The 25,953-nt window shown below is 62.9% G+C and carries 23 protein-coding genes; 9 read left to right on the top strand and 14 right to left on the bottom strand.

Translation table 11 applies throughout. The annotated features are described in order from the left end of the window. The first annotated feature begins 39 nt into the window (after window positions 1–39). The 5 genes from glnT to NQL71_RS25510 all read left to right on the top strand — a co-directional run bounded on the left by glnT (window position 40) and on the right by NQL71_RS25510 (window position 5,900). Window positions 40–1,374 (top strand): type III glutamate--ammonia ligase, encoded by a 1,335-nt coding sequence (gene glnT, locus NQL71_RS25530; protein WP_046817539.1) that lies wholly within the window; start codon window positions 40–42, stop codon window positions 1,372–1,374. A 76-nt stretch (window positions 1,375–1,450) separates the two neighbouring features. Next, window positions 1,451–2,356 (top strand): class II glutamine amidotransferase, encoded by a 906-nt coding sequence (locus NQL71_RS25525; protein WP_274643555.1) that lies wholly within the window; start codon window positions 1,451–1,453, stop codon window positions 2,354–2,356. Window positions 2,357–2,367: 11 nt separating this feature from the next. Continuing rightward, window positions 2,368–3,051 carry a GltB/FmdC/FwdC-like GXGXG domain-containing protein gene (locus NQL71_RS25520; RefSeq protein ID WP_046817537.1) on the top strand — a complete coding sequence of 228 codons (684 nt, stop codon included), beginning with the start codon at window positions 2,368–2,370 and terminating at the stop codon, window positions 3,049–3,051. Between the two features lie 20 nt (window positions 3,052–3,071). Next, window positions 3,072–4,394, top strand: a complete 1,323-nt coding sequence (locus NQL71_RS25515) for an FMN-binding glutamate synthase family protein (protein ID WP_046817536.1) — start codon at window positions 3,072–3,074, stop codon at window positions 4,392–4,394. Window positions 4,395–4,574: 180 nt separating this feature from the next. Continuing rightward, window positions 4,575–5,900, top strand: a complete 1,326-nt coding sequence (locus tag NQL71_RS25510) for an ammonium transporter (protein WP_046817535.1) — start codon at window positions 4,575–4,577, stop codon at window positions 5,898–5,900. A gap of 67 nt (window positions 5,901–5,967) precedes the next feature. Here the strand turns inward: NQL71_RS25510 and NQL71_RS25505 are convergent, their stop codons facing one another. The 9 genes from NQL71_RS25505 to NQL71_RS25465 form a co-directional block, all read right to left on the bottom strand. Then, complete coding sequence (locus tag NQL71_RS25505; protein ID WP_274643554.1) at window positions 5,968–6,879, bottom strand: bifunctional 5,10-methylenetetrahydrofolate dehydrogenase/5,10-methenyltetrahydrofolate cyclohydrolase; 912 nt, start codon at window positions 6,877–6,879, stop codon at window positions 5,968–5,970. A 96-nt stretch (window positions 6,880–6,975) separates the two neighbouring features. After that, window positions 6,976–8,655, bottom strand: a complete 1,680-nt coding sequence (locus tag NQL71_RS25500) for an APC family permease (protein WP_046817533.1) — start codon at window positions 8,653–8,655, stop codon at window positions 6,976–6,978. 145 nt (window positions 8,656–8,800) lie between these two features. Beyond that, window positions 8,801–11,143, bottom strand: a complete 2,343-nt coding sequence (locus NQL71_RS25495) for a trimethylamine N-oxide demethylase (RefSeq protein ID WP_046817532.1) — start codon at window positions 11,141–11,143, stop codon at window positions 8,801–8,803. 14 nt (window positions 11,144–11,157) lie between these two features. Continuing rightward, window positions 11,158–12,525 (bottom strand): trimethylamine monooxygenase, encoded by a 1,368-nt coding sequence (locus tag NQL71_RS25490; RefSeq protein ID WP_046817531.1) that lies wholly within the window; start codon window positions 12,523–12,525, stop codon window positions 11,158–11,160. Between the two features lie 43 nt (window positions 12,526–12,568). Next, complete coding sequence (gene purU / locus NQL71_RS25485) at window positions 12,569–13,435, bottom strand: formyltetrahydrofolate deformylase (protein WP_166619259.1); 867 nt, start codon at window positions 13,433–13,435, stop codon at window positions 12,569–12,571. 29 nt (window positions 13,436–13,464) lie between these two features. Continuing rightward, the gene (locus NQL71_RS25480; RefSeq protein WP_274643553.1) at window positions 13,465–14,595 is read right to left on the bottom strand and encodes an aminomethyl transferase family protein; all 1,131 of its coding nucleotides are present in this window, start codon (window positions 14,593–14,595) and stop codon (window positions 13,465–13,467) included. Window positions 14,596–14,629: 34 nt separating this feature from the next. After that, complete coding sequence (locus tag NQL71_RS25475) at window positions 14,630–15,646, bottom strand: heme-dependent oxidative N-demethylase family protein (RefSeq protein WP_046817528.1); 1,017 nt, start codon at window positions 15,644–15,646, stop codon at window positions 14,630–14,632. Window positions 15,647–15,655: 9 nt separating this feature from the next. Then, window positions 15,656–16,585 (bottom strand): PDR/VanB family oxidoreductase, encoded by a 930-nt coding sequence (locus NQL71_RS25470; RefSeq protein WP_077186077.1) that lies wholly within the window; start codon window positions 16,583–16,585, stop codon window positions 15,656–15,658. Beyond that, window positions 16,582–17,094 (bottom strand): dimethylamine monooxygenase subunit DmmA family protein, encoded by a 513-nt coding sequence (locus tag NQL71_RS25465; protein WP_274643552.1) that lies wholly within the window; start codon window positions 17,092–17,094, stop codon window positions 16,582–16,584. The genes NQL71_RS25470 and NQL71_RS25465 overlap by 4 nt, the downstream gene beginning before the upstream one ends. 223 nt (window positions 17,095–17,317) lie before the next feature. Between NQL71_RS25465 and NQL71_RS25460 the strand changes: the two genes are divergently transcribed. Genes NQL71_RS25460 through NQL71_RS25450 form a run of 3 tightly spaced genes read left to right on the top strand, consistent with a single transcriptional unit; the run spans window position 17,318 to window position 19,853 of the window. Further along, window positions 17,318–18,463, top strand: a complete 1,146-nt coding sequence (locus NQL71_RS25460; protein ID WP_274643551.1) for an ATP-binding protein — start codon at window positions 17,318–17,320, stop codon at window positions 18,461–18,463. Beyond that, window positions 18,432–19,103: a response regulator gene (locus tag NQL71_RS25455; protein WP_046817524.1), complete on the top strand. Its 672-nt coding sequence runs from the start codon at window positions 18,432–18,434 to the stop codon at window positions 19,101–19,103. The genes NQL71_RS25460 and NQL71_RS25455 overlap by 32 nt, the downstream gene beginning before the upstream one ends. Continuing rightward, window positions 19,104–19,853 (top strand): PAS domain-containing protein, encoded by a 750-nt coding sequence (locus NQL71_RS25450; protein ID WP_077186080.1) that lies wholly within the window; start codon window positions 19,104–19,106, stop codon window positions 19,851–19,853. Window positions 19,854–19,881: 28 nt separating this feature from the next. Here NQL71_RS25450 and NQL71_RS25445 read toward each other — a convergent pair whose 3' ends face one another. The 5 genes from NQL71_RS25445 to NQL71_RS25425 all read right to left on the bottom strand — a co-directional run bounded on the left by NQL71_RS25445 (window position 19,882) and on the right by NQL71_RS25425 (window position 23,958). Continuing rightward, window positions 19,882–21,243 carry a purine-cytosine permease family protein gene (locus NQL71_RS25445; protein WP_046817522.1) on the bottom strand — a complete coding sequence of 454 codons (1,362 nt, stop codon included), beginning with the start codon at window positions 21,241–21,243 and terminating at the stop codon, window positions 19,882–19,884. A 5-nt stretch (window positions 21,244–21,248) separates the two neighbouring features. Beyond that, a complete protein-coding gene (locus tag NQL71_RS25440) occupies window positions 21,249–21,926 on the bottom strand; it encodes a cysteine hydrolase family protein (RefSeq protein ID WP_077186082.1) in 678 nt (225 codons plus the stop codon). Window positions 21,927–22,034: 108 nt separating this feature from the next. Next, complete coding sequence (locus tag NQL71_RS25435; protein WP_162837834.1) at window positions 22,035–22,187, bottom strand: hypothetical protein; 153 nt, start codon at window positions 22,185–22,187, stop codon at window positions 22,035–22,037. Window positions 22,188–22,321: 134 nt separating this feature from the next. Continuing rightward, window positions 22,322–23,365 (bottom strand): LLM class flavin-dependent oxidoreductase, encoded by a 1,044-nt coding sequence (locus NQL71_RS25430; protein ID WP_046817520.1) that lies wholly within the window; start codon window positions 23,363–23,365, stop codon window positions 22,322–22,324. Window positions 23,366–23,472: 107 nt separating this feature from the next. Further along, window positions 23,473–23,958 (bottom strand): flavin reductase family protein, encoded by a 486-nt coding sequence (locus tag NQL71_RS25425; protein ID WP_046817519.1) that lies wholly within the window; start codon window positions 23,956–23,958, stop codon window positions 23,473–23,475. Between the two features lie 322 nt (window positions 23,959–24,280). On the opposite strand from NQL71_RS25425, the gene NQL71_RS25420 reads away from it, so the two are divergent. After that, the gene (locus NQL71_RS25420) at window positions 24,281–25,687 is read left to right on the top strand and encodes a purine-cytosine permease family protein (protein WP_046817518.1); all 1,407 of its coding nucleotides are present in this window, start codon (window positions 24,281–24,283) and stop codon (window positions 25,685–25,687) included. Window positions 25,688–25,953: the final 266 nt, after the last annotated feature.

The following is a 25,953-nucleotide window of genomic DNA, read 5'->3' as shown; positions in this document are numbered from 1 at the left end:
ACCCACAACTGATTTGCCTTTCGCGAGGAGTGACGAGCAATGTTGCCAGCAGAAACCCAGCGCATCATCGACAAGCACGGGATCAAGTACGTGCTTGCGCAGTTTGTCGATATCCACGGAGCGGCCAAGACTAAATCGGTGCCGATCTGTGGGCTCAAGACGGTGGCCGAAGAGGGCGCCGGTTTTGCCGGGTTCGCGATCAGTGGCATGGGCATGGAGCCGCACGGTCCGGACTTCATGGCCCGCGGTGACCTGTCCACGCTGACGCCCGTGCCTTGGCAGGCGGGGTATGGCCGGGTGGTGTGCGTCGGTCATGTCGACGGCAAACCCCATCCCTATGACAGCCGTTATGTATTGCAGCAGCAGATCCGCCGCCTGGAGGATAAGGGTTGGACCCTCAATACCGGCCTGGAGCCTGAGTTCAACCTGATGCGTCGCGACGAGCAGGGCAAGCTGCAACTGGTCGATCTCAGCGACAACCTGGACAAGCCTTGCTACGACTACAAAGGCCTGTCGCGTTCCCGGGTATTTCTCGAGCGCCTGACCGAAGCCTTGCAGGCGGTGGATTTCGAGGTCTATCAGATCGATCACGAAGACGCCAACGGCCAGTTCGAGATCAACTACACCTACAGCGACGCCATGACCTCGGCAGATCGCTTCACCTTCTTTCGCATGGCCGCCGGCGAGATCGCCAATGACCTGGGCATGATCTGTTCGTTCATGCCCAAGCCCGACCCGAAACGCGCCGGCAACGGCATGCACTTTCACCTGTCGATCAGCAGCGCCGAGAACAAGAACCTGTTCTTCGATGCCAGCGACCCGAGTGGCATGGGCCTGTCGAAAATGGCCTATCACTTCGCCGCCGGCTTGCTCGCCCACGGCCCGGCGCTCTGCGCGTTCGCGGCGCCGACGGTGAACTCCTACAAGCGTCTGGTGGTGGGCAATTCGTTGTCCGGCGCGACCTGGGCCCCGGCGTTCATTGCCTTCGGTGCCAACAACCGTTCGGCGATGGTTCGCGTGCCGTACGGCCGCCTGGAATTCCGCCTGCCGGACGCCGGTTGCAACCCCTATCTGGTCAGCGCCGCGATCATCGCCGCGGGCCTGGACGGCATCGACCGCCAGCTGGAAATCGACCAGGTGTGCAACGAAAACCTCTACAGCCTGAGCCTGGAGCAGATCGCCGCGCGCGGCATCAAGACCCTGCCGCAGTCGCTCAAGGAAGCCTGCGATGCGCTAGAGGCCGACCCGTTGTTTGCCGAGGTGTTGGGCCCGCAGATCGTCGGCGAGTTCATCAAGCTCAAGCGCATGGAGTGGGTGGAGTACAGCCGCCATGTTTCCGACTGGGAAGTACAGCGCTACACCGAATTTTTCTAAGCGCCATACGGCGATCTCAAACGAACCATCTCGCCGCTTGAAACTGGCGGCTGCCGAACGCAGTGAGGACTGTTATATGTGTGGAATCGTAGGTCTTTACCTGAAAAACCCGCAGTTGGAATCCCGGCTGGGCCAACTTTTCGAACCGATGTTGCAGGCCATGACCGACCGTGGACCGGACAGTGCCGGCTTCGCCATCTACGGCGATGAAGTGGCCGATGGCTGGGTCAAGTTGACCCTGCAGGCCACCACCGAAAGCTTCGACTGGAGCGCCCTGATGGGTGAACTGGAAGGCCGTCTGGGCTGTTCGCTGGATTGGTTTCAAAACGCCAGCGCCGCCGTCTTGAAGATCCACGCCGAGGAGGCGCCAGTACGCCTGGTCCTCGCCGAACTGGCGCCGGGCGTGCGCATCATGAGCGCCGGGCAGAGCATCGAAATCCTCAAGGGCATGGGCTTGCCCCAGGAAATCTCCCAACGCTTCGGCCTGGCCGGCATGCAGGGCAGCCACATCATCGGCCACACCCGCATGGCCACCGAGAGCGCGGTGACCATGGAAGGCAGCCACCCGTTTTCCACCGGTGCCGACCTGTGCCTGGTGCACAACGGCTCGCTGTCCAATCACTTCCGCCTGCGCCAGGAACTCAAGCGTGAAGGCATCCAGTTCGAAACCGACAACGACACCGAAGTGGCCGCCGGTTACCTGACCTGGCGCCTGCAGCAAGGCGACTCGCTAAAAGAAGCGCTGGACCATGCACTGGAAGACCTCGACGGGTTCTTCACCTTCGCCATCGGCACCCGCAACGGCTTTGCGGTGATCCGCGACCCGATTGCCTGCAAGCCGGCGATCCTCGCCGAGACCGACGACTACGTGGCCATGGCCTCTGAGTATCAGGCGCTGTCGAGCCTGCCGGGCATTGAAAACGCCAGGATCTGGGAGCCGGCACCGGCCACCTTGTACATCTGGGAACGCGAGTCAGCTTAAGGAGCGCACACATGAAAACCATCGATCTTTCCATCGCCAGCGTGCGCGACCTCAACCAGGCGCTGCATGACCAGGTTCACAACGTAGAAGACCGCGAATGGGTGGTGACCCACTCCAACGGCAAGCACAACCTCGCCGTCGGGGTGAACCAGGCCGTGTCCATCGATATCCAGGGGCATGCCGGTTATTACTGCGCGGGCATGAACCAGAAAGCCAGCATCACCGTGCACGGCAACGCCGGTGTCGGTGTCGCGGAAAACATGATGTCCGGCTGCGTGCGCATCAAGGGCAGCGCGTCCCAGGCGGCCGGCGCCACCGCCCATGGCGGTTTGCTGGTGATCGAAGGCGATGCCGGGGCCCGTTGCGGGATTTCCATGAAAGGCATCGACATCGTGGTCGGCGGCAGCATTGGCCACATGAGTTGCTTCATGGGCCAGGCCGGGCGCCTGGTGGTGTGCGGCGACGCCGGCGATGCGCTGGGCGACTCGCTGTATGAAACCCACATCTACGTGAAGGGCAGCGTCGCGTCCCTGGGTTCCGATTGCATCGAGAAAGAGATGCGTGCCGAGCACCTGGAAGAACTGCAGGTGCTGCTCAATCGCGCCGGTTTCGAGCACAAGGCGGCTGACTTCAAGCGCTATGGGTCGGCCCGTCAGTTGTACAACTTCAAAGTCGATAACGCGTCCGCGTACTGATCCACGCGAGGAGAACAGATATGAGCGAGAAAAATACTCCGGTGCTGCGCGAGTCCGCGACCTTCGACCGCCTGACCATCCAGGAAATCCAGCGCGCCGCCGAGACCGGCATTTATGACATCCGCGGCGGTGGCACCAAGCGCAAGGTCCCGCACTTCGATGATTTGCTGCTGCTGGGCGCCAGCGTGTCGCGCTACCCGCTCGAAGGCTATCGGGAAAAGTGCGGCACCGATGTGATCCTCGGCAATCGCTTCGCCAAGAAGCCGATCCACCTGAAGATCCCGGTGACCATCGCCGGCATGAGTTTCGGTGCGTTGTCGGCCAATGCCAAGGAAGCCCTGGGCCGTGGCGCGACCATCGCCGGTACCAGCACCACTACCGGTGATGGCGGCATGACTCCGGAAGAGCGCGGGCAGTCGCAGCACCTGGTCTATCAGTACCTGCCGTCGCGCTACGGCATGAACCCGGATGACCTGCGCAAGGCGGACGCCATCGAAATCGTCCTGGGGCAGGGTGCCAAACCCGGTGGCGGCGGCATGTTGCTGGGCATGAAAGTCACCGAGCGGGTGGCCGGCATGCGCACCTTGCCGATCGGCGTCGACCAGCGCAGCGCCTGCCGTCACCCGGACTGGACCGGCCCGGATGACCTGGCGATCAAGATCGCCGAGCTGCGCGAAATCACCGACTGGGAAAAACCGATCTACGTGAAGATCGGCGCGAGCCGGCCTTACTACGACGTCAAGCTGGCGGTGAAGGCCGGGGCCGACGTGATCGTGCTCGATGGCATGCAAGGGGGCACGGCGGCGACCCAGGAAGTGTTTATCGAGCACGTGGGCATCCCGATTTTGCCGGCGATCCCGCAAGCGGTACAGGCTTTGCAGGAGATGGGCATGCACCGCAAGGTCCAGCTGATTGTTTCAGGGGGGATTCGCAACGGGGCCGACGTGGCCAAGGCCATGGCGCTGGGCGCGGACGCGGTGGCCATTGGCACGGCGGCGCTGATTGCGCTGGGCGACAACCACCCGCGCCTGGATGAAGAGCTGCACAAGATTGGTTCGGCCGCCGGTTTCTATGACGACTGGCAGAACGGCCGCGATCCGGCCGGGATCACTACCCAGGACCCGGAGCTGTCCAAGCGCCTGGACCCAGTGGAAGGCGGTCGTCGACTGGCCAACTACCTGCGGGTGCTGGTGCTGGAGGCGCAGACCATGGCCCGGGCGTGCGGCAAGTCGCACTTGCACAACCTGGATCCGGAGGACCTGGTGGCGTTGACGGTGGAATCGGCGGCCATGGCGCGGGTGCCATTGGCGGGGACCAGTTGGATTCCGGGTTCCGGTTATTGAGGTGACCCCTTGTAGGAGCCGGCTTGCCGGCGAAGCGATCTTCAGGACGCCTTCGCAGGCAAGCCTGGCTCCTACAGGTGCGGTGTTTGCACTAGATATTCGAAGAGGCCCAGACGGCCCATTGTTTTGCTGCTTGCTCGCTGCCCGACACTTCCGATTTCCATTGCAGGAGCTTTGAACATGGTCAATCGTCTTCTCGGCAAATCCCTTCTGGGCCTGGTGGCGGCCGGTGTGCTGGTGCCCCTGGCGCAGGCCGCCGATGCACCCACATTGAACACCGGCAGCACCGCCTGGATGGTCACCGCCACGGTCTTGGTGCTGTTCATGTGCCTGCCCGGTCTCGCCCTGTTTTATGGCGGCCTGGTGCGGGCGAAAAACATGTTGTCGTTGTTCACCCAGTGTTTCGGCATCGCCGGCCTGGTGGGCGTCCTGTGGGTGATGTACGGCTACAGCATGGTGGTCGACACCACGGGCATGGTCGAGGGCGAGGTGAGCTTCAACAGTTTCGTCGGCGGCCTGAGCCGGGCCTTTCTCGCCGGCATGACCCCGCAAAGCCTGGTGGGCGAGATTCCGGAAGGGGTGTTCGTGACCTTCCAGATGACCTTCGCCATCATCACCCCGGCGCTGATCGCCGGTGCCTTCGCCGAGCGCATGAAGTTCTCGGCGGCGCTGCTGTTCATGGCGCTGTGGTTCACCCTGGTGTACGCCCCGGTGGCGCACATGGTCTGGGGCGGGGCCGGGGCCTTGATGCATAACTGGGGTGTCCTCGATTTTGCCGGTGGCACCGCGGTGCACATCAATGCCGGCGTCGCCGCGCTGGCCGCCTGCCTGATCCTGGGTAAACGCAAGGGCTATGAAAATACACCAATGCCAGCGCACAACCTGAGCCTGACCATGGCCGGTGCCGCCATGCTCTGGGTTGGCTGGTTCGGCTTCAACATCGGTTCCGGTGGCGGCCTCAGCGGCACGTCGGGCGTGGTCATGCTCAACACCCAACTGGGCGCGTGCGCCGGGATTCTGGGCTGGATGTTCACCGAGTGGTTCAAGGTCGGCAAACCGAGTGCGCTGGGTCTGGCCAGCGGTGCCCTGGCCGGCCTGGTGGGGATTACGCCGGCGTGTGCCTATGTAGGCGTGGGTGGTGCCCTGGCCATCGGCTTGTTGTGCGGAGTGTTCTGCTACCTGAGCGTCACCGTGCTCAAGCGCCGCTTCGGTTATGACGACAGCCTCGACGTGTTCGGCCTTCACGGCATTGGCGGGATGATCGGCGCAGTCTTGACCGGGGTGTTTTGCGTGCCGTCCCTGGGCGGGCTGGTGGAAGGCGTGAGCATGGGTGGTCAGGTGCTGGCGCAGATCAAAGGCGTGGCGCTGACGACTGTGTACTGCTTCGTCATCAGCTGGGTCATCCTCAAAGTGGTGAATGTCGTGGTCGGCCTGCGTGCCGATGAGTCGGTGGAAGAAATGGGCCTGGACTTGGCCGAGCACAATGAGCGTGCCTACAACCACTGATCGACGGGAACCCTGTAGCCCTGCAGGAGCGAGCAAGCTCGCTCCTGCATGTACGCGTACACCAACATCAGACGAAGGCCGGTTCCGCCTGTCGAGTCCGCGCCGCCCGCTGCAACTGGCTGGCGACCAGGGTGTTTTTCAGCAGATAGGCAATGGTCATCGGCCCGACGCCACCGGGCACTGGCGTGATTGCGCTGGCAACCATGCGCGCACTGGCGTAATCGACATCGCCAACCAGTCGATTGCCCGACTCGCCGGTAATGCGATTAATCCCCACATCAATCACGACCGCTCCGGGCTTGAGCCAGCTGGCATCGATCAGTTGTGGTCGACCCACCGCTGCAACCACGATGTCCGCCAGCCTGCACAATGCCGGCGCATCGACACTGCGCGAGTGCACCACGCTGACCGAGCAGTTGGCCTGCAGCAGCAGCGTTGCCATGGGTTTGCCAACAATGTTCGAGCGGCCGATGACGACGGCGTGCAGGCCACTCAAGTCCCCGCAGGTTTCGTGCAGCAGGCGCATGCAGCCGCTGGGTGTGCAGGGCGTCAGTACTTCGACACCCTGGACCAGGCCACCGACGTTTTCCCGATGAAAACCGTCCACGTCCTTGATCGGGTCAATGGCATGGATCACCGCCGCTTCATCGATGTGGGCCGGCAACGGCAATTGCACCAAGATGCCGTTCACGGTGGCGTCGGCGTTCAGCTGCGCGATCAGCTCCAGCACCTCCGCCTGACTGGCGTTTTCCGCCAGACGGTACTCCAGCGAGCGGATGCCAACCTCCCTGGCCCGCAGCAGCTTGTTGCGCACATACACCTCACTGGCCGGGTCAGCACCCACCAGCAGCACGGCCAGGGCGGGGAAAATCTGTTGTCGGGCCAGGACCTCAACCTCTTCTCGAACCTCGTCGAGAACCAGGGCCGAGATGGCTTTGCCGTCGATATCGCGGGCAGGTGCGGGGGTGGCGTTGAGCAAAATAGTCACCGTTGTCTGGATTGAGTGAGTAGTGAAGCGATCATCGAGGCGCCGTTGCGCCCCGATGATTGATCAGAGACCTGCGGGCAAGGACGCTCAGGCTACCAGTTGATGGCAGCCATACACCACCAGCACGCCCGCGATCAGCGTGGCATAGGGCAACCAGCCGGCGCGTTTCAGCCCGGCATCGGCCTGCACGTGCAGCTCGTTGAGCATCGCTTGCGGGAAGCGCCCCTTGTCCTGCACATAGTGGCGATAGCAGAACACCGGCAGGATCAGGAGTGCCAGCAGCAGGCCCGTCACCAGGGTGCCGGCGCCCCAGATGTCGGCGCCCAGGCCCATGCAGGCCAGGTTGACGAAACTCAGCACACCTCCGGCCGCCAGCAGCACGGTGGGCGCCTTGTACGGGCGGACCCAGTCCGGACGATCCAGGCGATGGATCCAGCCGGCGTTGAGGTTGAGGAAGTTGAAGATGATGTAGCTGACGTTCGATGCCGCGAGCACAAAGACATAGTCGGACATCAGCAACAGCAGCAGGTTGAACGACAGGTCGGTCCACATGGCGGCGGTAGGTGCGCCATGTTCGTTGGTGCGGCCCAGATATTTCGGCAGCCAGCCATCCACCGACGCCTGGTAGAGAGTGCGCGAGGAGCCGGACATCGAGGTCATGATCGCCAGCAACGTGGCCAGCACCAACATGATCAACACAATGTTGGCCACCACCTGGCCGCCGCCGATGCTGTCCGCCATGACCTGGCCCACGCCCATGCCACTGTAGATCGCGGGCGACAACAGGCCGCTGTAGACCGCCGGAGTGACCACCGCGCCACTGCCATCGAGCACGGCCGGCGTCACCAGCTGGCCCAGGCCCAGGCTGCCCTGGAACGCCAGGGGCACCAGGGTGAACACCAGGATGCACAGCAGGCCGGCATAGAAGATCGCCTTGAAGGTGTCGCGCTTGGGGTCCTTGAATTCGCGGGTGTAACACACCGCCGTTTCGAAACCGTAGGTCGACCACGCGGCCATGAACAGCCCGCCGGCCATCAGCGACCATCCTGAAATATCCCAAGGCCCGTCGATGACCTGGCCAGCCGCATCATGGGCCAGGGGGTACAGCGGCAGGAAGTTGGCCTGGGCCGCGTCCCCGGTGAACAACGGCACGACGCCCACCAGCAGCAACGGAATCAGCGAGGTCACACCAAGCACCAGGGTCAGGCGTGCCGAACGCAGGATGCCGCCATGCTGCACGGCAAACACCGTCAGCAGGATCAACAGGCCGATGGCGAAGGTCGCGTTGATCCGCAGCGACAGGCCGCTCTTTATCCAGCCCAGGTCGAGCAAGGTCACTTGCCAGGTATTGATCAATGCATCGGCGGGAAACAGCGCGGTGAGGATGTAGCCGGCCGCCAGCCCGGAGCCGATCGACAGCACCGGCGACCAGGCCAGCCAGTTGCACCACACCGACACCGGGGCAATCAGCTTGCTGTAGCGCACCCAGGCCACCGCGCCGTAGACCGAGGCGCCCCCGGACTTGTGCGGGAACAGCCCGGCAATTTCGGCATAGGTGAAGGCTTGGATGAAGCCGAACACAATCGACACGATCCAGACGATCCAGGCCGGTTTGCCAACCGTGGCGGCGATGGCGCCGATAGAGAACAACACCAGGGCGGGCACGCCACTGGCGACCCAGAAAGCCCCGCGCCAATCGATCTTGCGGTGCAGGCTGCCCACCGAGCCGGCGGCCTGCGGTACGGCCTCGAACGTAGTCGCTTCCATCTTCGTATTCCCATGTCTTGAGTAAAGCGGGACCTGTAGGAGCCGGCTTGCCAGCGAAAACGATGTGATGTCCAGTATCGTTTTCGCTGGCAAGCCAGCGCCTACAGGTGCGGGTATGGGCAGCAAACAATGAGTGTGAAGGCGATCAACTGCGTACCCGGCGCTTGTCCGGGTCGTAGAAAATCGCTGCGCTGACCGTGGCGCTGATGCGCTTCTGCAGGCCATCGACTTTGCCGATTTCCAGTTCCGTACCCGCGTCGGCACAGGCCACATCGAGCCGGCACAACGCGATGTTGCTGGCCAGCAGCGGCGAGCGACAGGCACTGGTGATGACGCCGACCCGGGCCCGACCGCGGTAGACCGGGTCGCCGTGGTGGGCCGCTTCGTTGCCGCTCAGTTGCAGGCCCACCAGCTTGTGGGCGGGATGGGCGCTGCGGCGCAGCAGGGCGTCGCGTCCGATGAAGTCATCGGTCTTGCTTTTCAGCGGTACGCAAAAACCGATGCCCGCCTCGAAGGGATCGGTCTGGTCGCTGAACTCGTAGCCGGCAAAGATCAGCCCGGCTTCGATGCGCAGCATGTCCAGTGCTTCCAGGCCCAGTGGCACCACACCCAGGGGTTGGCCCAGCGCCCAGATGCGGTCCCAGACTTTTTCCGCATCCTTGGGGTGGCACCAGACCTCATAACCCAGCTCGCCGGTGTAGCCGGTGCGGGAAATCATCAGCGGGCAGCCGTCATGCCCATCCATCCGGCCGACCAGGAAACGGAACCAGCCCAGGTTTTGCAGATCGGGCTGGCCCGGTGCCGTCCAGATCATCTGCTTGAGCAGGTCGCGGCTCAGCGGGCCTTGAACGGCCAGGTTGTGGATCTGCTCGCTGGCGGACTTGATCCAGACTTTCATGCCGAGTTTCTGTGCCTGCTCGCGCAGCCACTCGCCGGCGTAGTCGTCGCCGCCAATCCAGCGAAAATTGTCCGGGCCCAGGCGCAGCAAGGTGCCGTCGTCGAGCATGCCGCCGTGCGCGTGACACATCGCCGAGTACACCACTTGCCCCACCGCCAGGCGCCGCACGTCGCGGGTCAGGCAGTACTGCAACAAGGCTTCGGCGTCGGGGCCGATGATCTCGAATTTGCGCAGGGCGCTCAGATCCATCACCGCCACCCGTTCGCGGCAACCCAGGTATTCCTCGATCGCGCCATAGCCGTCGTAACGCAGGGGCAGCCACCAGTTACGGTAATCGACGAAGCTGCGGGTCAGGGCGCTGGTTCGTGAATGGAAGGCCGATTCACGGGTGAGGATCGGGTCGGCATCAGCCGTGGTTCGAGTGCTCATGGCGATGGAAAAACGCTCCTTTTCACTGTAAATGCGCACATGGATATCGGTCGGGTTCCAGCCGTTGGCCGGGTCGATGTCATCCGGGCACGAGGTACTGCCGCACAGCAGGTCGGTCATGGCCCGCAGCAGCACATAGTCACCGGGGCGCGACCAGGGTTCGTCGAGGGTCATCTGCTGGTGCGCGTCGATCCCGGTATTGAAGAAAAAATTGATCGCCGGCCAGCCGTTGCGCGGCTTCACCCCGTGGGGTGCCAGCACCCGGCTGAGGTTGTCGCTGCAGTTGTCGTGCCCGAAGTAGCCGTGGCTCTCGTAGTAGCGAGCGGCGCAGGCCAGGGCGAAAGAGTCGTGGCGGCCGACGGTGTCTTGCACCACTTCGAGCATCGGTTGCATGTGCCGGTCGAAAAACTTCGAAAACAGCCCCGGTGCCGGGTAGGCGCTGCCGTTCAAGGTGCGGGTGACGGTCTGGTCCAGGTCCAGTTCCTCACCGCGATCCAGCGCGCGCCGATCCAGGGCGACGAAGTCCGAGCACTGGCGTCCGGCGACGTCCAGCACTTGCACGTACTGGCCCTTGCCGACTGCGTAGCTGCGGGCAGTGCCGGGGCTCAGGGTGAACTCGTCCAGCAGTTCACCCAGGGGTTCCGGGAGGGCGGGCAGCAACAGTGCCGAGGGATTGGCCCGGGTCACCCACAGCCTGAGTTCGCTGGGCCGGTATTGTCGGTCGACCGAAGTCAGCCCGGCGGGTGCTGCGACGATCACCAGCAACTCAGCGCCGGCCACGAAATGCCGGCTGTAGCCGGCGGGGCTGTCGTCGTCCCACAGGGAGGCGGCGGCAGGCAGCTGTCGGGGGTCGACACCGCGTTGTACCAGTGCCTGTCTCACCCGACGTGCCTGCGCGCTCCCGTCGACCAGGCGTGAAGCGATGAACCGGCAACTTGGCGAACCGCTCAGCACCCAGTCGGGGAGCGCGCTGCGGCCGTTGGCGGTCAACGCCAGCAACTCGCAGGGTTGCTGGCCTTCAAGGTCGATCACTTGCAGGCTGTCGCCGGGCTGCAGTGCGACCAGGGTCAGGCCACCGGCCGCCACCCGGTAGCGCTCAAGGTCAGGGGCGCGGGCATACAGGCCGGGCTCCCGGGGTCGCGAAAAACGAGGTGCTTGCATGACAGGCTCCAGGGTCAGCCGACCGACTTGATGGCGGCGGGCGGTTCACCGAGGTACGCCGCCATGGAGTCGTCCAGGGCCTGCAACCACGGGGTGTGGTGGGGCGGCGACTGGGTGCCGGTCATCAGCGAGCGGTAGGACTTGTCGCGATAACCCATGATGTTTTGCGCCTTGTCATGCTTCCAGTGCAGAAAGGTCTGGTTGACCGCGGCGATGTCGAAATCGGGGTAGTCGGTGGCATCCACCAGGTGCTGGATGTAGGCGCCCTGGTACTCGAACATCTGCTGGTTGGTTTGCAGCGTCTGTTCCCGTTCATGCCACTGGTGGCTGTCGGCAACCATCTCGGCCTGGGCTGGCAGGTCTATGCGCCCGAGGATGACGTCGCGGGCGTACCAGGCCTGGGCATCGAACATGTTGAAGGAGTACCACTGGTCCTGCATGCCGAGGTAGATCAGCCGCGGGTTGGCTTCCCAAAACACGCCTTTGTAGAGGTTCATGGGCCACAGGCGGTTGTCGGTCTTGAGGCTCAATTCGTCTGGCAGGAACGGGAAGTGATGCTTGTAGCCGGTACACAGAATCACCGCATCGATGTGCTTGCTGCTGCCATCGATGAACCAGGCACGGTTGTTTTCCAGGCGCTGCAGCAGCGGTTTTTCTTCCCAGTTGTCCGGCCAGGCATAACCCATCGGCGCGCTGCGATAGCAGCTGGTGATGCTGCGCGCGCCGTACTTGTAGCATTGCGAGCCGATGTCCTCGGCCGAATAGCTGCTGCCGACGATCAGCAGGTCCTTGCCCTTGAACTCCAGTGCCTCACGGAAATCGTGGGCGTGCAGGATGCGTCCGGCGAACTGTTCGAAGCCCTCGAAGTACGGCACCTTGGGCGTGGAGAAGTGGCCGCAGGCGTTGATCACATAGTCGAACTGCTCGCAGGTCAGCGTATCGTTGTTATAGTCGTGGGCGTGCAGGGTGAAGCGTTGGCTTTGCTCATCGAAAGTGACCTGGCGCACCACATTGTTGAAGCGGATGTAGTCACGCACGCCGGCCTTTTCGACCCGACCCTTGATGTAGTCCCACAGCACTTCGCGCGGCGGGTAGGAGCCGATGGGGCGGCCGAAATGCTCTTCGAAGGTGTAGTCGGCGAACTCCAGGCATTCCTTGGGGCCGTTCGACCACAGGTAGCGGTACATGCTGCCGTGCACCGGCTCACCGTTCTCGTCCAGGCCGGTGCGCCAGGTGTAGTTCCACATGCCGCCCCAGTCATTCTGCTTCTCGAAGCAGACCAACTCGGGGATGTCGGCGCCCTTGTCGCGGGCCGACTGGAAAGCGCGAAGTTGGGCCAGGCCGCAAGGTCCGGCGCCGATGATTGCCACGCGTAAAGTCATGATCGTGCCTCGTAATGGCTCTTGGGATAAAGGGCAGGCGCGCTCAGCGAAAGATCACTGTCTTGTCCTGGTTGATGAACACCCGGTGTTCCAGGTGGTATTTGAGGGCTTTGGACAGGGCCACGGTTTCGGTATCGCGGCCGATGGCGACCAGGGAGTCGGGCAGATGGGTGTGGTCGACCCGCTGGATTTCCTGCTCGATGATCGGTCCCTCGTCGAGGTCGCTGGTGACGTAGTGCGCCGTGGCCCCGATCAGTTTCACGCCGCGGTCGTAGGCCTGGTGATACGGCTTGGCGCCCTTGAAGCCCGGCAGGAACGAGTGATGAATGTTGATGGCGCGCCCGGACAGCTGTTGGCACAGGCCATCCGAGAGGATCTGCATGTAGCGGGCGAGTACCACCAGGTCGGTGCGGGTGTCCTCGACAACGCGCATCAGTTCGGCTTCCTGGCTGGCCTTGCTGTCCTTGCTGATGGGCAGGTAGATGAAACGAATGCCTTCGCGTTCGGCCATCGCCCGCAGGTCCAGGTGGTTGGAGACCACGGCCGTGATGGTCATGTCCATCTCGCCCTTGCGGTGCCGATACAGGAGGTCGGTCAGGCAGTGGTCGAACTTGCTGACCATCAGCAGCACCCGGGTCGGCTGGCTGCTGCAGAAGAGCTGCCACTGCATGTCGAAGCCACCGGCCAGGTCGCCCAGGTCTTTGCGCAGGGCAGCGACATCGCCGCTGACGCCGGCGTTGAAACGAAACACCGCGCGCATGAAAAACTGCCCGGTGAATTCGTCGTCGAATTGGGCGAGCTCGCTGATGTAGCACTGTTGCGCCGCCAGGCAGGTGGTGATCGCGGCGACGATGCCGGAGGATGCCGGGCAATTGATCTTCAGAATGTAGTGTTCGGGGGTGTCCATCATCGGCTCCTGGATGCAATGAAAAAAGCGGCTCAGCCCTTGGCCGTGCGCTTGGTTTTTTCCGGGTCATCGAAGGGTAGGGCATGGGTCAGCGCCGCGCTTTCCAGGCTGCCGCGAACCTGCAGGGCAACACCGGGCATGGCGCAGGTCGGGTGCATGCGGGCGAGGGCCATGGAACGTTTGCTCAGGCGCGAATACATGCCACAGGTGATCACGCCCACTTGTTTGTCGCCTTGCCAGAGGGTGTCGCCGGCCTCGGCGGGGCGCACGCCTTCGAGCAATACGCCGGTGATCCGGAAACGCTCCTGGCCGCGCAGGCGAAAGTGCTCGTCGGCGCCGCGGAATTCGCGTTTGTCCGGGGACACGGTGAAATTCAGTCCCATTTCCCACAGGGTGTCGCCGGCTTTCTGGTCGGCGAAGGGGTACATCTGCGAGTTGTCGTAGGGAAAGAACATCAGCGAGCTTTCCACCCGCAACCAGTCCAGCGCGGTGAAGGCGCAGGGAATGATGCCCAGGCTCGCGCCCTGTTCGAGGATCGTGTCCCACAGCGCCGGGGCATCGGCGGCCTTGCAGAAAATCTCGTAGCCGCGTTCGCCGGTGTAGCCGGTCCGGGAGATCATCACCGGGCGGTCGAACAGGCGGGTCTGCAGGTGGTGGAAGTAGGGCAGCTGGCGAATGCCGGGGACGTGCTCGGCGAGAAAGTCCACGGCCAATGGCCCTTGCAGCGAGAGGTCGTGCAGATCGTCGTCGAACAGCACAGCCACCTGCCGGCCCTGGGCCGAGCGCACCAGCATTTCATGCCCGTTGCCGGCCCCGTGCACCACCATGAAGGCATTGGGTCCGGTGCGGTAGACGATGCAGTCATCGACGAACTTGCCATCTTCGTCGAGCATCGAGGCGTATACCGATTTGCCGGGGTAGAGCTTGGCGATGTCGCGGGTGGTGGCCCACTGCAACAGGCTTTCGGCGTGGGGGCCGACGTAGTGGACTTTCTTCAACCCGGAGACATCCATCAAGCCGGCCCGGGTGCGGATCGCCTGGTGGTGATCGGCCAGTTCACTGCTGTAGGTCCAGGCAGTGCCCATGCCGTTCCAGTCTTCCAGGTTGGAGCCGAGTGCGCGGTGCCGTTCGGCCAGTGCAGAAATACGCCATGAGTGAGCCATGTGGGGATCCTTGTCGGGAGAAAGTGGTAAGGGGTCAGGCTTGCGGGTCGAAGCGGCTCAGCCACTGGACCAGGGTCTGTCGGTAGCGGCTCATGCCTTTGTACTCGGCGATCGGCTCGGGCAGGTCGCGCAGCACGCGGTGCAGGCGACAGCCCCAGCCGGGCTGGGTGACCAATTCGTCCATGCTGATCAGGTAGGTGCGGATGCTGAACATCACCGCGTTGCTGCGGGGCAACCGGGCCATCACTTGCAGTTCGACCCGCAGGTGCACTTGCTGCCCGACGTTCTCGGCCGTCATGCGGCCTCGGTCGGCGCCCCATTCGTGGAACGTCTCGGGTGAGGAGTCGAGGCGCGGTTTGATGGTCAGCGTCCAGTTCAGGCGGCGTACCGGCTGCCCGACCTGCAGGGCCAGCAGGTACTTGAGTGCGCGGTCGAACACGCCCATCTGGTGAGCCATGGGCACCGGCGAATGCCACTGCTTGAAGCTCATTCCGGCGTCGAACGCCAGGGACCAGTCGGCGGGGCTGGTGACCATGCCGGCGTCCATGTACAGGTCACCGTCGCGCTGGTCGAGCAGGGCGAAATCGCCCTGGACCTGGCGGGTGATGAACTCCAGCGGCTCGCAGGGCAGGCTTGCGGCATCGCCGAAGACAAAGTGCTGGTCGATGTCCAGCAGATGATTGCGCCAATGCCAGTGCTCGCCGTCACGCTCCAGCACGAACCACTGCGGATAATCGGCGGCAAGCTGTTCCATGAGCATCTGCAGGGCATCCCACGCCGCCACTTGCATGTGCGGCATCACCAGGTAGCGGCGCGGATCCTTGTCCAGTACCAAGGCGCGTTCGGCCATTTCCGAACGGTAGTGCTCGTCGATGTCGAAACCGTGCTGGTAAATCGAGCCGGGGTCCCGGGACGTGGCCGGTTCGATGTTCACCGAATACAGGTAGCTGTCCTCGGTGAACGGAAAGGGAAAGCGGCGGATGGCGGCGGGGCTGTTGCGGAAACTGAAGTCGTTGCGGTAGCTCAGCACCGGGCTGGATGGAATGGTCATGGTCGACTCCTAGAGGTCTAGCGAAACGCAGGGCCCGCGGCCGCGAGAGACGCAGGGCATGAGAAATTCGCCCTGCTCGGCTGGGCTGAGGAAGCTGTCGCGGTGTTCGATGTCGCCGCGCACATGGCGGGTGATGCATTGGCCACAGACCCCGCCGCGACACAGGTTGGGGACATGCAGGCCGGTGGACTCCAGCGCTTCGAGCAGACTCTGTTCGGCCCCGACCCGCAGGCGCTGCCCGCTGCGCAGCAGTTCCAGGTCGAAGGCTTGCCCAGGTTCTGCGGCCTTGAAGGCTTCCCAGTGCACTCGCGTCAGGGGCCAGCCCAGGGCCCTGGCCTGTTGCCGGACCGCATCGAGCAAGGGCTGCGGGCCGCAGGCATAGACATGGCTGCCCAGCGGGCGGTCGCGTAGGATGGTGTTCAGGTCCGGGCGGCTGCTGTAGGTGTGCAGGCGCGATCCCAGCCGTTGTTGCAAGGGCTCGACATAGGCATCGCTCAGGCCAGGGCGATACAGATAATGCAGTTCGAAATCGGCCTGGCGTCGCTCCAGCTCGGCGATGTGCGCCATGAACGGCGTGATGCCGATGCCGCCGGCGATGAGGATGTGCAGGCGGGCGGTGGAGTGCAGGGCGAACAGGTTGGCCGGCGGCGAGATCTGCAGCGTGTCACCCACCTGGACGTGCCGGTGCAGGTAAAGCGAGCCGCCGCGGGAGGCGTCCTGCAGGCGTACGGCGATGCGGTAGTGGCGGCGGTCCGCCGGGTCGCTGGTCAACGAATAGGCATTGCGCACCTGGCCACTGTCCAACGGCAGGTGCACTTGCACATGACTGCCGGCGGAGAATCCCGGCAGGGCGCCGCTGCAGGGTTCCAGGGTGAGTTCACGCACCCCCTGGGTGAGCATGTCGGCCGCGCTCACCCGGACCTTCAGCGAGGCGCTCATGGCTGGACTCCGGCACAAGGCTGGTCGGGGTTGCTGCATACGCCGAGGTAAGCCCCCAGGCGTCGGGAAAAGTGCTGGCGCACCTCCAGCCCGACTGCACAGCGCACGCAGGTCATCGCCGGCTGCGGTCCACACGCCTGGGTCAGGCCGCAATGCACGCAGTACACCTGGCGCTGGCCGACGGAGGTGTGGGTGATGTCGATCTCGTCGTCTTCCAGCCCGGCGGCGCGAGCCTGGGCATGAATGTGCCAGACGAAGGCCTCGTCGCCCATGATGTACAGGTGACTGCCCACGGTGGCGCTGCCCAGCACCTGCTGCAGGCGGGCCTGGAAGTCGCTGTTCTGCTGGTTCAGCACCAGGGGCTGTTGCAGGTCGCCGACAACGGACGCGCAGGCGGCCGCCGATTGCATGACCACGATATGGCGGGTGGCGGCTTCACGAGGCTGCGGCTGGCGATAGCGCGGGAGGCTGTGAAGTCGATCCGTGGCGGCGCTGTGTCTATCCGTCATGTTGGCTTTCCTGTTGATCCGCCCCTGTTGGCAGGGCGGGAAAGGTGGCGTTGCACAGGGCGTGTTGTTTCTTGTTGAGGAAGATAATTTCCTACGGGGAAAAATCTCTCAATCCAGAAAAAGCGCTACCTCTTTGGGGGTAGGCCGTGCACAGCGACCATTCGGGGCATGGAAGTTGCTCGTCCTTGCCAACAGCCGAGCAAGCGACGGGGAGTGATCGAGAGTGCGAACACGAGTGCAGTGGTGGCCGCTCTGGTTGGGGCGTGTCCGTCCCGAACAGGCGCGCAGCGTGCGCCAGCTGTTGGCCGGGTTGCCCTTGAGCCTGGTGCACGCTGACGGTGCCCTGGCGGTTTTCCTGGACCGTTTCGAAGCACTGATGCCCGGTTGCCAGCTGAACCTGATCCTGGCCGGTGTCGAGCCGACACCGGCTCGGCGCGGCGTGATCGAGGGTTGCCAGGGCGTGGCGCACTGTCCGCGGCGTGCCTCGGCAGCGAGCCAATCAGCCCAGGCCTGTGGCCCTTGTCGGCAAAGGGGCGTGCAACGCCTGCTGTGTGCCGTACCCAACGGCGACCAACCCGGCAGCGGCTGGTTGCTGCTCGATACGCCACGCGCCGCCGGCTCAAGCTGGCGCCAGTTGCTGGAGGAGGCCGCGCAGGCCGTGGACGTCAGCGTGCGTCTGCTCTGTCACAGCCGTGAACAGCAGCGTCGGCAGGCGACTTTCCGGCACGGTGCGTTGGCCCGTGAACTGCACGATTCGGTGGCGCAGCAGTTGGGTTACTTGTCGTTCCAGGCGAGCCTGCTGCAGTCGCAACTGGGCGTGCCTGCGCAGGCGGCTGAGGTGTTGCAGGAACTGCGCGGCGGCTTGAGCCAGTTGCAGCGCCAGGTCCGGGAATTGATCACCAGCGCCCGCCTGACCATGGACGGGCGCTCCCTGCGCCAGGCCCTGGCCGACTCGGTCGCGGAGTTCTCACGGCGCTGCATCATCGTGTTCGAACTGGACAACCGCCTGGCCGACGATGCCTTGGGCGCGGAAACCGAATTGCAGGTATTGCAGATCATCCGCGAGGCGCTGGCCAACGCGGTGCGTCATTCCCATGCACGCCATGTGCGCATCGAGCTGCGGCAAGACCAGCACGGTGATGTATCGGTGTCGGTGGAGGATGACGGCATCGGCCTGAGCCCGGCGTCAGGGGAGGACAACCATTTCGGCCTGGCGATCATCCGCGAGCGGGCCGCGAGCATTGGCGCGCGGCTGGCGATCGAGGCCATCCGTCCGCACGGGGTACGCGTACACCTTGGCCTTTGCCGTCACCAGGATTTGCCTGAGGGGAGTTTCGATGGATTGCACGACCTTGTTACTGATCGATGATCACCCATTGTTTCGCAAGGGCCTGGCCCAGCTGTTCAGTACCAGCGACGACTTTGAAGTGGTGGGGCAGGCCGCCAGTGGCCGCGAAGGCATCAACCTGGCCGTGAGCCTGGCGCCGCAACAGGTCCTGCTTGACCTGCACATGCCCGGCCTGAGCGGCTTGCAGGTCCTCGATGAGCTGCGCCAGTTGCGCCTCGACTGTCAGGTGGTAGTGCTCACCGCGTCGATGGATCGCGCCGAACTGCTGATGGCCCTGCGCCTGGGGGCCAGCGGTTATGTGCTCAAGGAAACCGAGCCCGATGCACTGCTGGACTACATGCGCAATTGCAACCGCGGCGCGATTGTCCTGGATTCGAGCCTGATTGCCTTGCTGGCCGACCAGGACGCGCCGACGCCTCGGCCCGGGCACGATCTCGATCAGGCCGACACCCGCAACCTGACCGAACGCGAAGGCCAGACGCTGGCCCTGATCGCCGCCGGCATGAGCAATAAGCAGATCGGCCGGGAACTGGGGATCAGCGACGGCACGGTTAAGATCTATGTGAAGAATCTCTTGCAGAAGCTCAGTCTGCACTCGCGCCTGGAACTGGCGGCCTGGGTGCATAACGGCGCATCGGTGAGACACGAGGAGCGGCATTAGATGATCGATCATCCAGAGGCAACCCTCCCGGCAGCGCCTGTGCAGCGGATGGATCACTTTCCGGCGGCGTTACTTGAACTGGCCGACGACGGCCGCATTGTTCACTTCAACCTGGCATGGGTCGAGCTGATGGATCGACCCCAGGGCGAGCGTTACCTGATTGACCATGTGCACCACGAAGACCGTTCGATGTGGCGCCAGGCGTTGCATGAATTACGGCGGCGGCCCGAGACCTCGTTCAACCAGCGCCTGCGTTTTGTCCACCCGTCGGGGGAGTTGCGCTGGTTCGAGGTCAGCCTCAAGCGCGGTGACCAGGGGTTCTACCTGGTGGCGGGGGACATCACCGTGCACAAGCGGCGCGAGATTGCCTTGCTGGCCAGCCAGCGCAGTTGCACGAGCCTGCTCGACAGCATGCCGGGGCTGATCTATCGCGGCCGCAACAACCGGGACTGGACCATGGAGTTTGTCAGCGCCGGATGCCTGCAACTGACCGGCTATCCAGCGGAGCGGCTGGTGGACAATCACGAGTTCACCTACAACAGCCTGATCCTGGCGCAAGACGCCGATTATGTCTGGCGCGAAGTGCAATATGCCCTGTCCCGGCGCGAGCCGTTCGAACTCAACTACCGGATTCGCTGCGCCGATCATTCGATCAAGCACGTCTGGGAGAAGGGGGTGGGGATCTATGCCGATACCCGAGAAGTGCTGGGCATCGAGGGGGCCATTTTCGAGCGCAACGCCGGGCATTGAGTCCGGCGTTGGGCTCTCCAGTGATGGCTCAGGACAGTCCAGCGACTCGTTCGCCGCGCTTGCCCAACTTCATCAACCAGTAGTAACTCAGGGCCGGCACCAGCAAGCCCACCAGCCAGGCCAGGTCGACACCTTCGAGCGCCGTGGCCACCGGGCCGACATAGAGCGTGGTGTTCATGAACGGGATCTCCAGGGCAATCGCCAGGACGAAGCTGCCGCAGGCGATCCAGTTGAACCGGCCATAGATGCCGTTGAGGTCGAAGATGTCCTCGATCCGGTATTCACCTTTGCGCAGGCAATAGAAGTCCACCAGGTTGATCGCCGTCCAGGGGATCAGGAAGTAGCTCATGAAGAAAATGAAGTTGAGGAAGAAGGTGATGAAGTCGTCCTGACTGATGGTGCACAGGCCGGTCGCTACCACGCTGATCACCAGCATGAACAGGCCGCGTACCCGTGGCGTCACCTTGATGCGGGCGAAGGGTTCGATCACGGTGATGGTCGACATGAACGCCCCGTACAGGTTGAACACGTTGATCGACACCTGGCCATAGACGATGAAGGCGAACAGCAGGATCGCGCCGCTGCCGAACAGACCTGCGACATGGCCGCCGACGTTGCTGGAAAAATCGCCGATGCCGACGCTCAGGATCGCTCCCAGAATCATCATCCATGCGCCGCCGCTGACCGTGCCGGCGTAGCTGTACCAGAACACCTGTGCGGTTGACGTTTGGCTCGGCAGATAGCGCGAATAGTCGGCGACATAGGGCGCATAGGACAGCTGCCAGGTCACGGCAATGCTGACCGCCACCAGGAACTTCGACAGCGAGAACCCCGTCGGCAGCCATTGCTCGGCCGGGATCGACAGTTGCAGGGCGAACAGCGTGGCGGCGGCGAACACCAGCAGCGAGAGAATCGACAGCAACTTCTGCAAGCGGTGAATCAGCCGGTAGCCATACAGCGCCACCACGAAACACAGGGCGCCGATCAGGTAGATGTTGCCGCTGGCCGGCAGCGGGCTGACCGACTCCAGCGCCTGGGCCGCCAGCAGGGTATTGCTGACGAAGAACCCCAGGTAGATCAGCATCACGAACAGCAGCGGCAACACCGCCCCGAGCACGCCGAACTGCGCGCGGCTCTGGATCATCTGCGGAATGCCCAGTTTCGGCCCCTGGGCGGAGTGGGAGGCCATGAAAATCGCCCCCAGCAACGAGCCGACGATGATTGCCAGGGCGCTCCAGAACAGGTTGAGCCCCATCACCACCGGCAGTACGCCGGAGGCGATGGTGGTGATGTTCATGTTGGCGCCGAACCAGATGAAGAACAGCGACCCCGGGCGGCCATGGCGTTCGGCTTCGGGGATGAAATCTATGCTTCTTTTTTCGACTTGCATGGCGATTACTCCTGAGTCCGGACGAGTTGGGTTTGCAGACGGGCAATGGTGCCTGGCAGCTCATGGGGCTGGTGGGCGAACAGGTCCGGGTGCTTGGGGTTCAGGCTCAGGTAGTCGCGGTTTTCCAGGGCGCGTTGGCATTCGCAGCAGGTGAGGATTTCCAGGGAATAGACCCAGTTGGCCATGATCAACAGGGCCGAGTAGTGACCGGCCAGGGTGGTCGTGGTGCAGGCGTCGCTGACCAGGCGAATGTGATAACCCAGGGCGAAGGCATCGAACACCGTGGTCAGCACGCAGACATCGGTGAGCACGCCGCAAAGGATCAGCGTTTCGACGCCCATCGCCTTGAGCCGGGCATCCAGGTCGGTTCGGTGGAAGGCACTGTAGCGGCCTTTATCGACAATCGTTTCATCCGGTCGCGGGGCGAGACTTTCGATGATCTGCACCTGGCGGGTGCCGGCGCGATAACCGCTGGGACCGCCATCGGGTGCGAGGGGTTCGCCGCGCGGCAGGTCGTTGCCATCGGCTTGATTGACATGACGGGTGTAGATGATCGGCACCCGCTGCTGGCGGGCGGTTTCGAGCAGCGACGCGGTGTTGCTGACCACTGCGTCGAAGTGTTCGAGGACGAAACCGTCCTCCTGTTGCATGTCGATGATCAACAGTGCGTTTTTATTGTTCATGAGCAAACCTGATCATGGCCGGACGCTGGTGCGTCCCGAAGCGCAATGCAGCGCAAGCGTGAGGCTATCGCCTGACGTTCGACTGCGTGGATTCCTGTTCGGGTGGGCTCAGTGAACTATTTGCCAGAAGCCGTTCTGCTTGGCGGTAACGCTGGCGCGCAGGCGCTTGAAATGCAGGTGCGAAGACGTCCAACCGCCGCGCAGGTAAGCCCGCGCAGCGCTGGAGGGAAGGGCGAGTGATTGGAGACGACCATTGGACATGGGAATCGGCCTACACATCAGACATCAATCCTTGTGGGAGCGAGCCTGCTCGCGAAACCGGCGTGGCAGGCATATCAATTTCGACTGTCAGTGCGCAATCGCGAGCAGGCTCGCTCCCACAGGGGAAGGGGTAATCAGCGGAACGCCGGGACCACGTGCTTGATAAACAGCTCCAGGGACTTTTTCTTCTCGGCGTGCGGCAGGCTGTTGTCGCACCAGAAGCTGAACTCGTCGACGCCCAGTTCCTGATAGTACTTTATGCGCGGGATGATTTCTTCCGGGGTGCCGATCATGGCGGTCTTGTGCAGACTCTCCAGTTCGAACTCCGGACGGCCGGCGAATTTCTCTTCCGGGCTCGGTGCCAGGAAGCCGTTGACCGGGGTTTCCTTGTTGCCGAACCAGGCATCGAAGGTGCGGTAGAACTTGGCGATCGCCTTGGCCCCGACTTTCCAGCCTTCGGGATTGTCGGCCGAGTGCACGTGGGTATGACGCAGCACCATCAGTTGCGGGCGCGGCACGTCCGGATTGTTGTCCAGGGCGGTCTGGAACTTGTTCTTCAGGTCGAGGACTTCTTCGTCGCCTTTCATCAGCGGTGTGACCATCACGTTGCAGCCATTGGCGACGGCGAAGTTGTGCGAGTCCGGGTCACGGGCAGCGATCCACATCGGCGGGTTCGGCTTCTGGATCGGCTTGGGTACGCTGGTGGACGTCGGGAATTTCCAGATATCGCCATCATGGGCATAGTCGCCTTGCCACAGGGCACGCACCACCGGGACCATCTCCCGCAGTGCCTGGCCGCCGCTGGAGGCTGGCATGCCGCCGGCCATGCGGTCGAATTCAACCTGGTAAGCGCCACGGGCCAGACCCACTTCCATGCGCCCGTTGCTGATGACGTCCAGCAGGGCACATTCACCGGCGACCCGGATGGGGTGCCAGAATGGCGCGATGATGGTGCCGGCGCCCAGGTGGATGGTGGTGGTCTTGCCGGCCAGGTAGGCCAGCAACGGCATCGGGCTTGGCGAAATGGTGTATTCCATGGCGTGGTGTTCACCGATCCATACGGTGCTGAAACCACCGGCCTCGGCCATCAGCGTCAGTTCGGTCAAGTCTTCGAACAACTGGCGGTGGCTGACGCTCTCGTCCCAACGTTCCATGTGTACGAACAGGGAAAATTTCATGACGCTACCTCGAATCTCTTGTGGTCGACCCGTCGACTGCGGGGCTGTTGATTATTGGTATACCATAATACGAAACTGCTGCAAAATTTTTCGATTATTGGCAGGTGTCATGCCAGAACGGGCAGCGCGCCCATCTTGCCGTGGCAATACACCAGCGGCCCGGCGTTCTGCTGGGGCACGATCAGGTTCTTCACCGCGCCGACCATGATCGCGTGATCGCCCCCTTCATATTCGCGCCACAACTCGCATTCGATGACCGCCGTGGCGTTGGCCAGAATCGGATTGCCCCGTTCGCTCAACGTCCACTCGATGCCCTGCGCCTTGTCCTTGCCCTTGCGTGCGAAGGCATAGGCTTCGCTCTGTTGGCCGCCGGACAATACGTGAATGGCGAAGCGCTTGTTCTTGATCAGGACCGGGTAGGAGTCTGAGCTGTAGTTAGGGCAGAACAGCACCAGGGCCGGGTCCATCGACAGCGAGCTGAAGGCGCTGGCGGTCAGGCCGACGATCTGGCCGTCGTCATCGAGAGTGGTGATCACGCAGACACCGGACGGGAACGAGCCCATGACTTGTTTGTAGATGGCGGCATCGATCATTGGACTGTCCTCGGGAGTGAACGTGGTTTTTATGTGTTTGTAGGTCTGATGGTATACCGTAATACATCGTTTGCAAGGTCTTTTTCGGTGAACCGATAAACGTAGGGTCATCGTCGCAAAGGCAATGTTTACGGGGCTTTAAGCGGCTCATCAATGCAGCATGTCGGGCAGGATGACGGATCAGATGGGCATTCAAAGACCGGATCAGTCTTGTGAAAATGTTGGAATACCATAATATGGTGCGCATCTGAGGGGCGGCCAGAGAGTGCCCCCGGTTTGGCTTCATACAAAGATAAGAACAGACAAACTCGAGTTCATGCATATGTCCCAGATGTCCCGGCAAGACCCGTTGATCGAGAATCACACGGTCGACTACGTTCCACTCGCAGAGCGCCACGGGAAGGCCCGCGATCTTTTCACCCTATGGTTCAGCACCAACATTGCGCCGCTGCCCATTGTCACCGGTGCCATGGTGGTCCAGGTGTTCCACCTCGACCTGTTGTGGGGGCTGCTGGCGATTGCGCTCGGGCACATGATCGGTGGACTGGTGATCGCCCTGGCATCGGCCCAGGGGCCACGGATGGGCATTCCGCAGATGGTCCAGAGTCGGGGTCAGTTCGGTCGTTATGGCGCGTTGCTGATCGTGTTTTTCGCCGCACTGATCTACGTCGGCTTCTTCATCTCCAACATCGTGCTGGCGGGCAAGTCGATCGTCGGCATCGCCCCCTCGGTGCCGGTGCCGGCGAGCATCCTGATCGGCGCCCTGAGCGCCACGGCGATCGGCGTGATCGGTTACCGCTTCATCCATACCCTCAACCGCATCGGCACCTGGGTCATGGGCAGTGCCTTGCTCGCCGGGTTCCTCTACATCTTCGCCCATGACCTGCCGGCGGACTTCTTCACCCGTGGCAGTTTCAACCTGTCCGGCTGGTTGGCCACCGTGTCCCTGGGGATCATCTGGCAGATCAGCTTTTCGCCCTACGTGTCGGACTATTCGCGCTACCTGCCGGCCGATATCGGCATCGCCAAGCCGTTCTGGGCCACCTACCTGGGGGCCACCCTGGGCACTATCCTGTCCTTCACCTTCGGCGCGGTGGCTGTACTGGCGACCCCGCAAGGCACTGAAGCAATGGCTGCGGTGAAGCAATCCACCGGCTGGCTGGGGCCGATCCTGATGGTGCTGTTCCTGCTCAATATCATCAGCCACAACGCCTTGAATCTGTATGGCGCTGTGCTGTCGATCATCACCTCGATCCAGACCTTCGCCAGCCAGTGGACGCCGAGCGTCAAAGTGCGCGTGGTGTTGTCGACGGTGGTGCTGGCGGGCTGCTGTGTGGTGGCGCTGGGCGCCTCGGCGGACTTCATCTCGCAGTTCATCGGGCTGATCCTGGCGTTGCTGCTGGTGCTGGTGCCATGGGCTTCGATCAACCTGATCGACTTCTATGTGATCAAGCGCGGGTCCTATGACATTGCCTCGATCTTCCGTGCCGATGGCGGGATTTATGGGCGCTTCAATCTGCATGCGATCGTGGCGTATTTCATCGGGATCATTGTGCAGTTGCCGTTTGCCAATACGTCGTTGTATGTCGGGCCTTATGCCAATCTGGTCGAGGGTGCGGATTTGTCGTGGCTGGTGGGGTTGGTGGTGACTTGCCCGCTCTACTATTGCCTGGCTACCCGTGGGCGGGCTGAGCAGGGCAGGGCTTCGAGGTTGGGTTATACCGATTGATGGTTTTTGTTTGTCTGGAATGCCCGGCTTTTGGCCGGGCATTTTTGTTTTGGTGAGCTTTGAATATATTCGGGTTCCTACCTTATCGCGGCTATACACGATCTACTGTAGGAGCTGGCTTGCCAGCGAAGGCGGCCTTACAGCCGACCTATGTTTTGTTGACCGCGTACATATCCATTGCTGCGGTAACGGCCACCTAGGGTTTCGCCCTTACGGCGAGTCCCTTTGGCAAACGCCCCAAAGGAACCAAAGGTCTTGCCCCACCA

The organism is Pseudomonas serbica, assembly GCF_028823535.1.
Lineage (GTDB): Bacteria > Pseudomonadota > Gammaproteobacteria > Pseudomonadales > Pseudomonadaceae > Aquipseudomonas > Aquipseudomonas serbica.
Note: the sequence above shows the minus strand (reverse complement) of the source record. Positions and strands in the feature narration are given on the sequence as shown.

What these genes read in the sequence shown, in the direction of transcription:
- NQL71_RS25440 (WP_077186082.1), bottom strand. Translation starts at nt 21,926, where the DNA reads ATGAACAATAAAAACGCACTGTTGATCATCGACATGCAACAGGAGGAC.
- NQL71_RS25500 (WP_046817533.1), bottom strand. Translation starts at nt 8,655, where the DNA reads ATGGAAGCGACTACGTTCGAGGCCGTACCGCAGGCCGCCGGCTCGGTG.
- NQL71_RS25480 (WP_274643553.1), bottom strand. Translation starts at nt 14,595, where the DNA reads ATGGCTCACTCATGGCGTATTTCTGCACTGGCCGAACGGCACCGCGCA.
- NQL71_RS25425 (WP_046817519.1), bottom strand. Translation starts at nt 23,958, where the DNA reads ATGATCGATGCCGCCATCTACAAACAAGTCATGGGCTCGTTCCCGTCC.
- NQL71_RS25435 (WP_162837834.1), bottom strand. Translation starts at nt 22,187, where the DNA reads ATGTCCAATGGTCGTCTCCAATCACTCGCCCTTCCCTCCAGCGCTGCG.
- NQL71_RS25490 (WP_046817531.1), bottom strand. Translation starts at nt 12,525, where the DNA reads ATGACTTTACGCGTGGCAATCATCGGCGCCGGACCTTGCGGCCTGGCC.
- NQL71_RS25475 (WP_046817528.1), bottom strand. Translation starts at nt 15,646, where the DNA reads ATGACCATTCCATCCAGCCCGGTGCTGAGCTACCGCAACGACTTCAGT.
- NQL71_RS25450 (WP_077186080.1), top strand. Translation starts at nt 19,104, where the DNA reads ATGATCGATCATCCAGAGGCAACCCTCCCGGCAGCGCCTGTGCAGCGG.
- NQL71_RS25465 (WP_274643552.1), bottom strand. Translation starts at nt 17,094, where the DNA reads ATGACGGATAGACACAGCGCCGCCACGGATCGACTTCACAGCCTCCCG.
- glnT (WP_046817539.1), top strand. Translation starts at nt 40, where the DNA reads ATGTTGCCAGCAGAAACCCAGCGCATCATCGACAAGCACGGGATCAAG.
- NQL71_RS25520 (WP_046817537.1), top strand. Translation starts at nt 2,368, where the DNA reads ATGAAAACCATCGATCTTTCCATCGCCAGCGTGCGCGACCTCAACCAG.
- NQL71_RS25510 (WP_046817535.1), top strand. Translation starts at nt 4,575, where the DNA reads ATGGTCAATCGTCTTCTCGGCAAATCCCTTCTGGGCCTGGTGGCGGCC.
- purU (WP_166619259.1), bottom strand. Translation starts at nt 13,435, where the DNA reads ATGATGGACACCCCCGAACACTACATTCTGAAGATCAATTGCCCGGCA.
- NQL71_RS25495 (WP_046817532.1), bottom strand. Translation starts at nt 11,143, where the DNA reads ATGCAAGCACCTCGTTTTTCGCGACCCCGGGAGCCCGGCCTGTATGCC.
- NQL71_RS25455 (WP_046817524.1), top strand. Translation starts at nt 18,432, where the DNA reads ATGGATTGCACGACCTTGTTACTGATCGATGATCACCCATTGTTTCGC.
- NQL71_RS25445 (WP_046817522.1), bottom strand. Translation starts at nt 21,243, where the DNA reads ATGCAAGTCGAAAAAAGAAGCATAGATTTCATCCCCGAAGCCGAACGC.
- NQL71_RS25515 (WP_046817536.1), top strand. Translation starts at nt 3,072, where the DNA reads ATGAGCGAGAAAAATACTCCGGTGCTGCGCGAGTCCGCGACCTTCGAC.
- NQL71_RS25525 (WP_274643555.1), top strand. Translation starts at nt 1,451, where the DNA reads ATGTGTGGAATCGTAGGTCTTTACCTGAAAAACCCGCAGTTGGAATCC.
- NQL71_RS25430 (WP_046817520.1), bottom strand. Translation starts at nt 23,365, where the DNA reads ATGAAATTTTCCCTGTTCGTACACATGGAACGTTGGGACGAGAGCGTC.
- NQL71_RS25470 (WP_077186077.1), bottom strand. Translation starts at nt 16,585, where the DNA reads ATGAGCGCCTCGCTGAAGGTCCGGGTGAGCGCGGCCGACATGCTCACC.
- NQL71_RS25420 (WP_046817518.1), top strand. Translation starts at nt 24,281, where the DNA reads ATGTCCCAGATGTCCCGGCAAGACCCGTTGATCGAGAATCACACGGTC.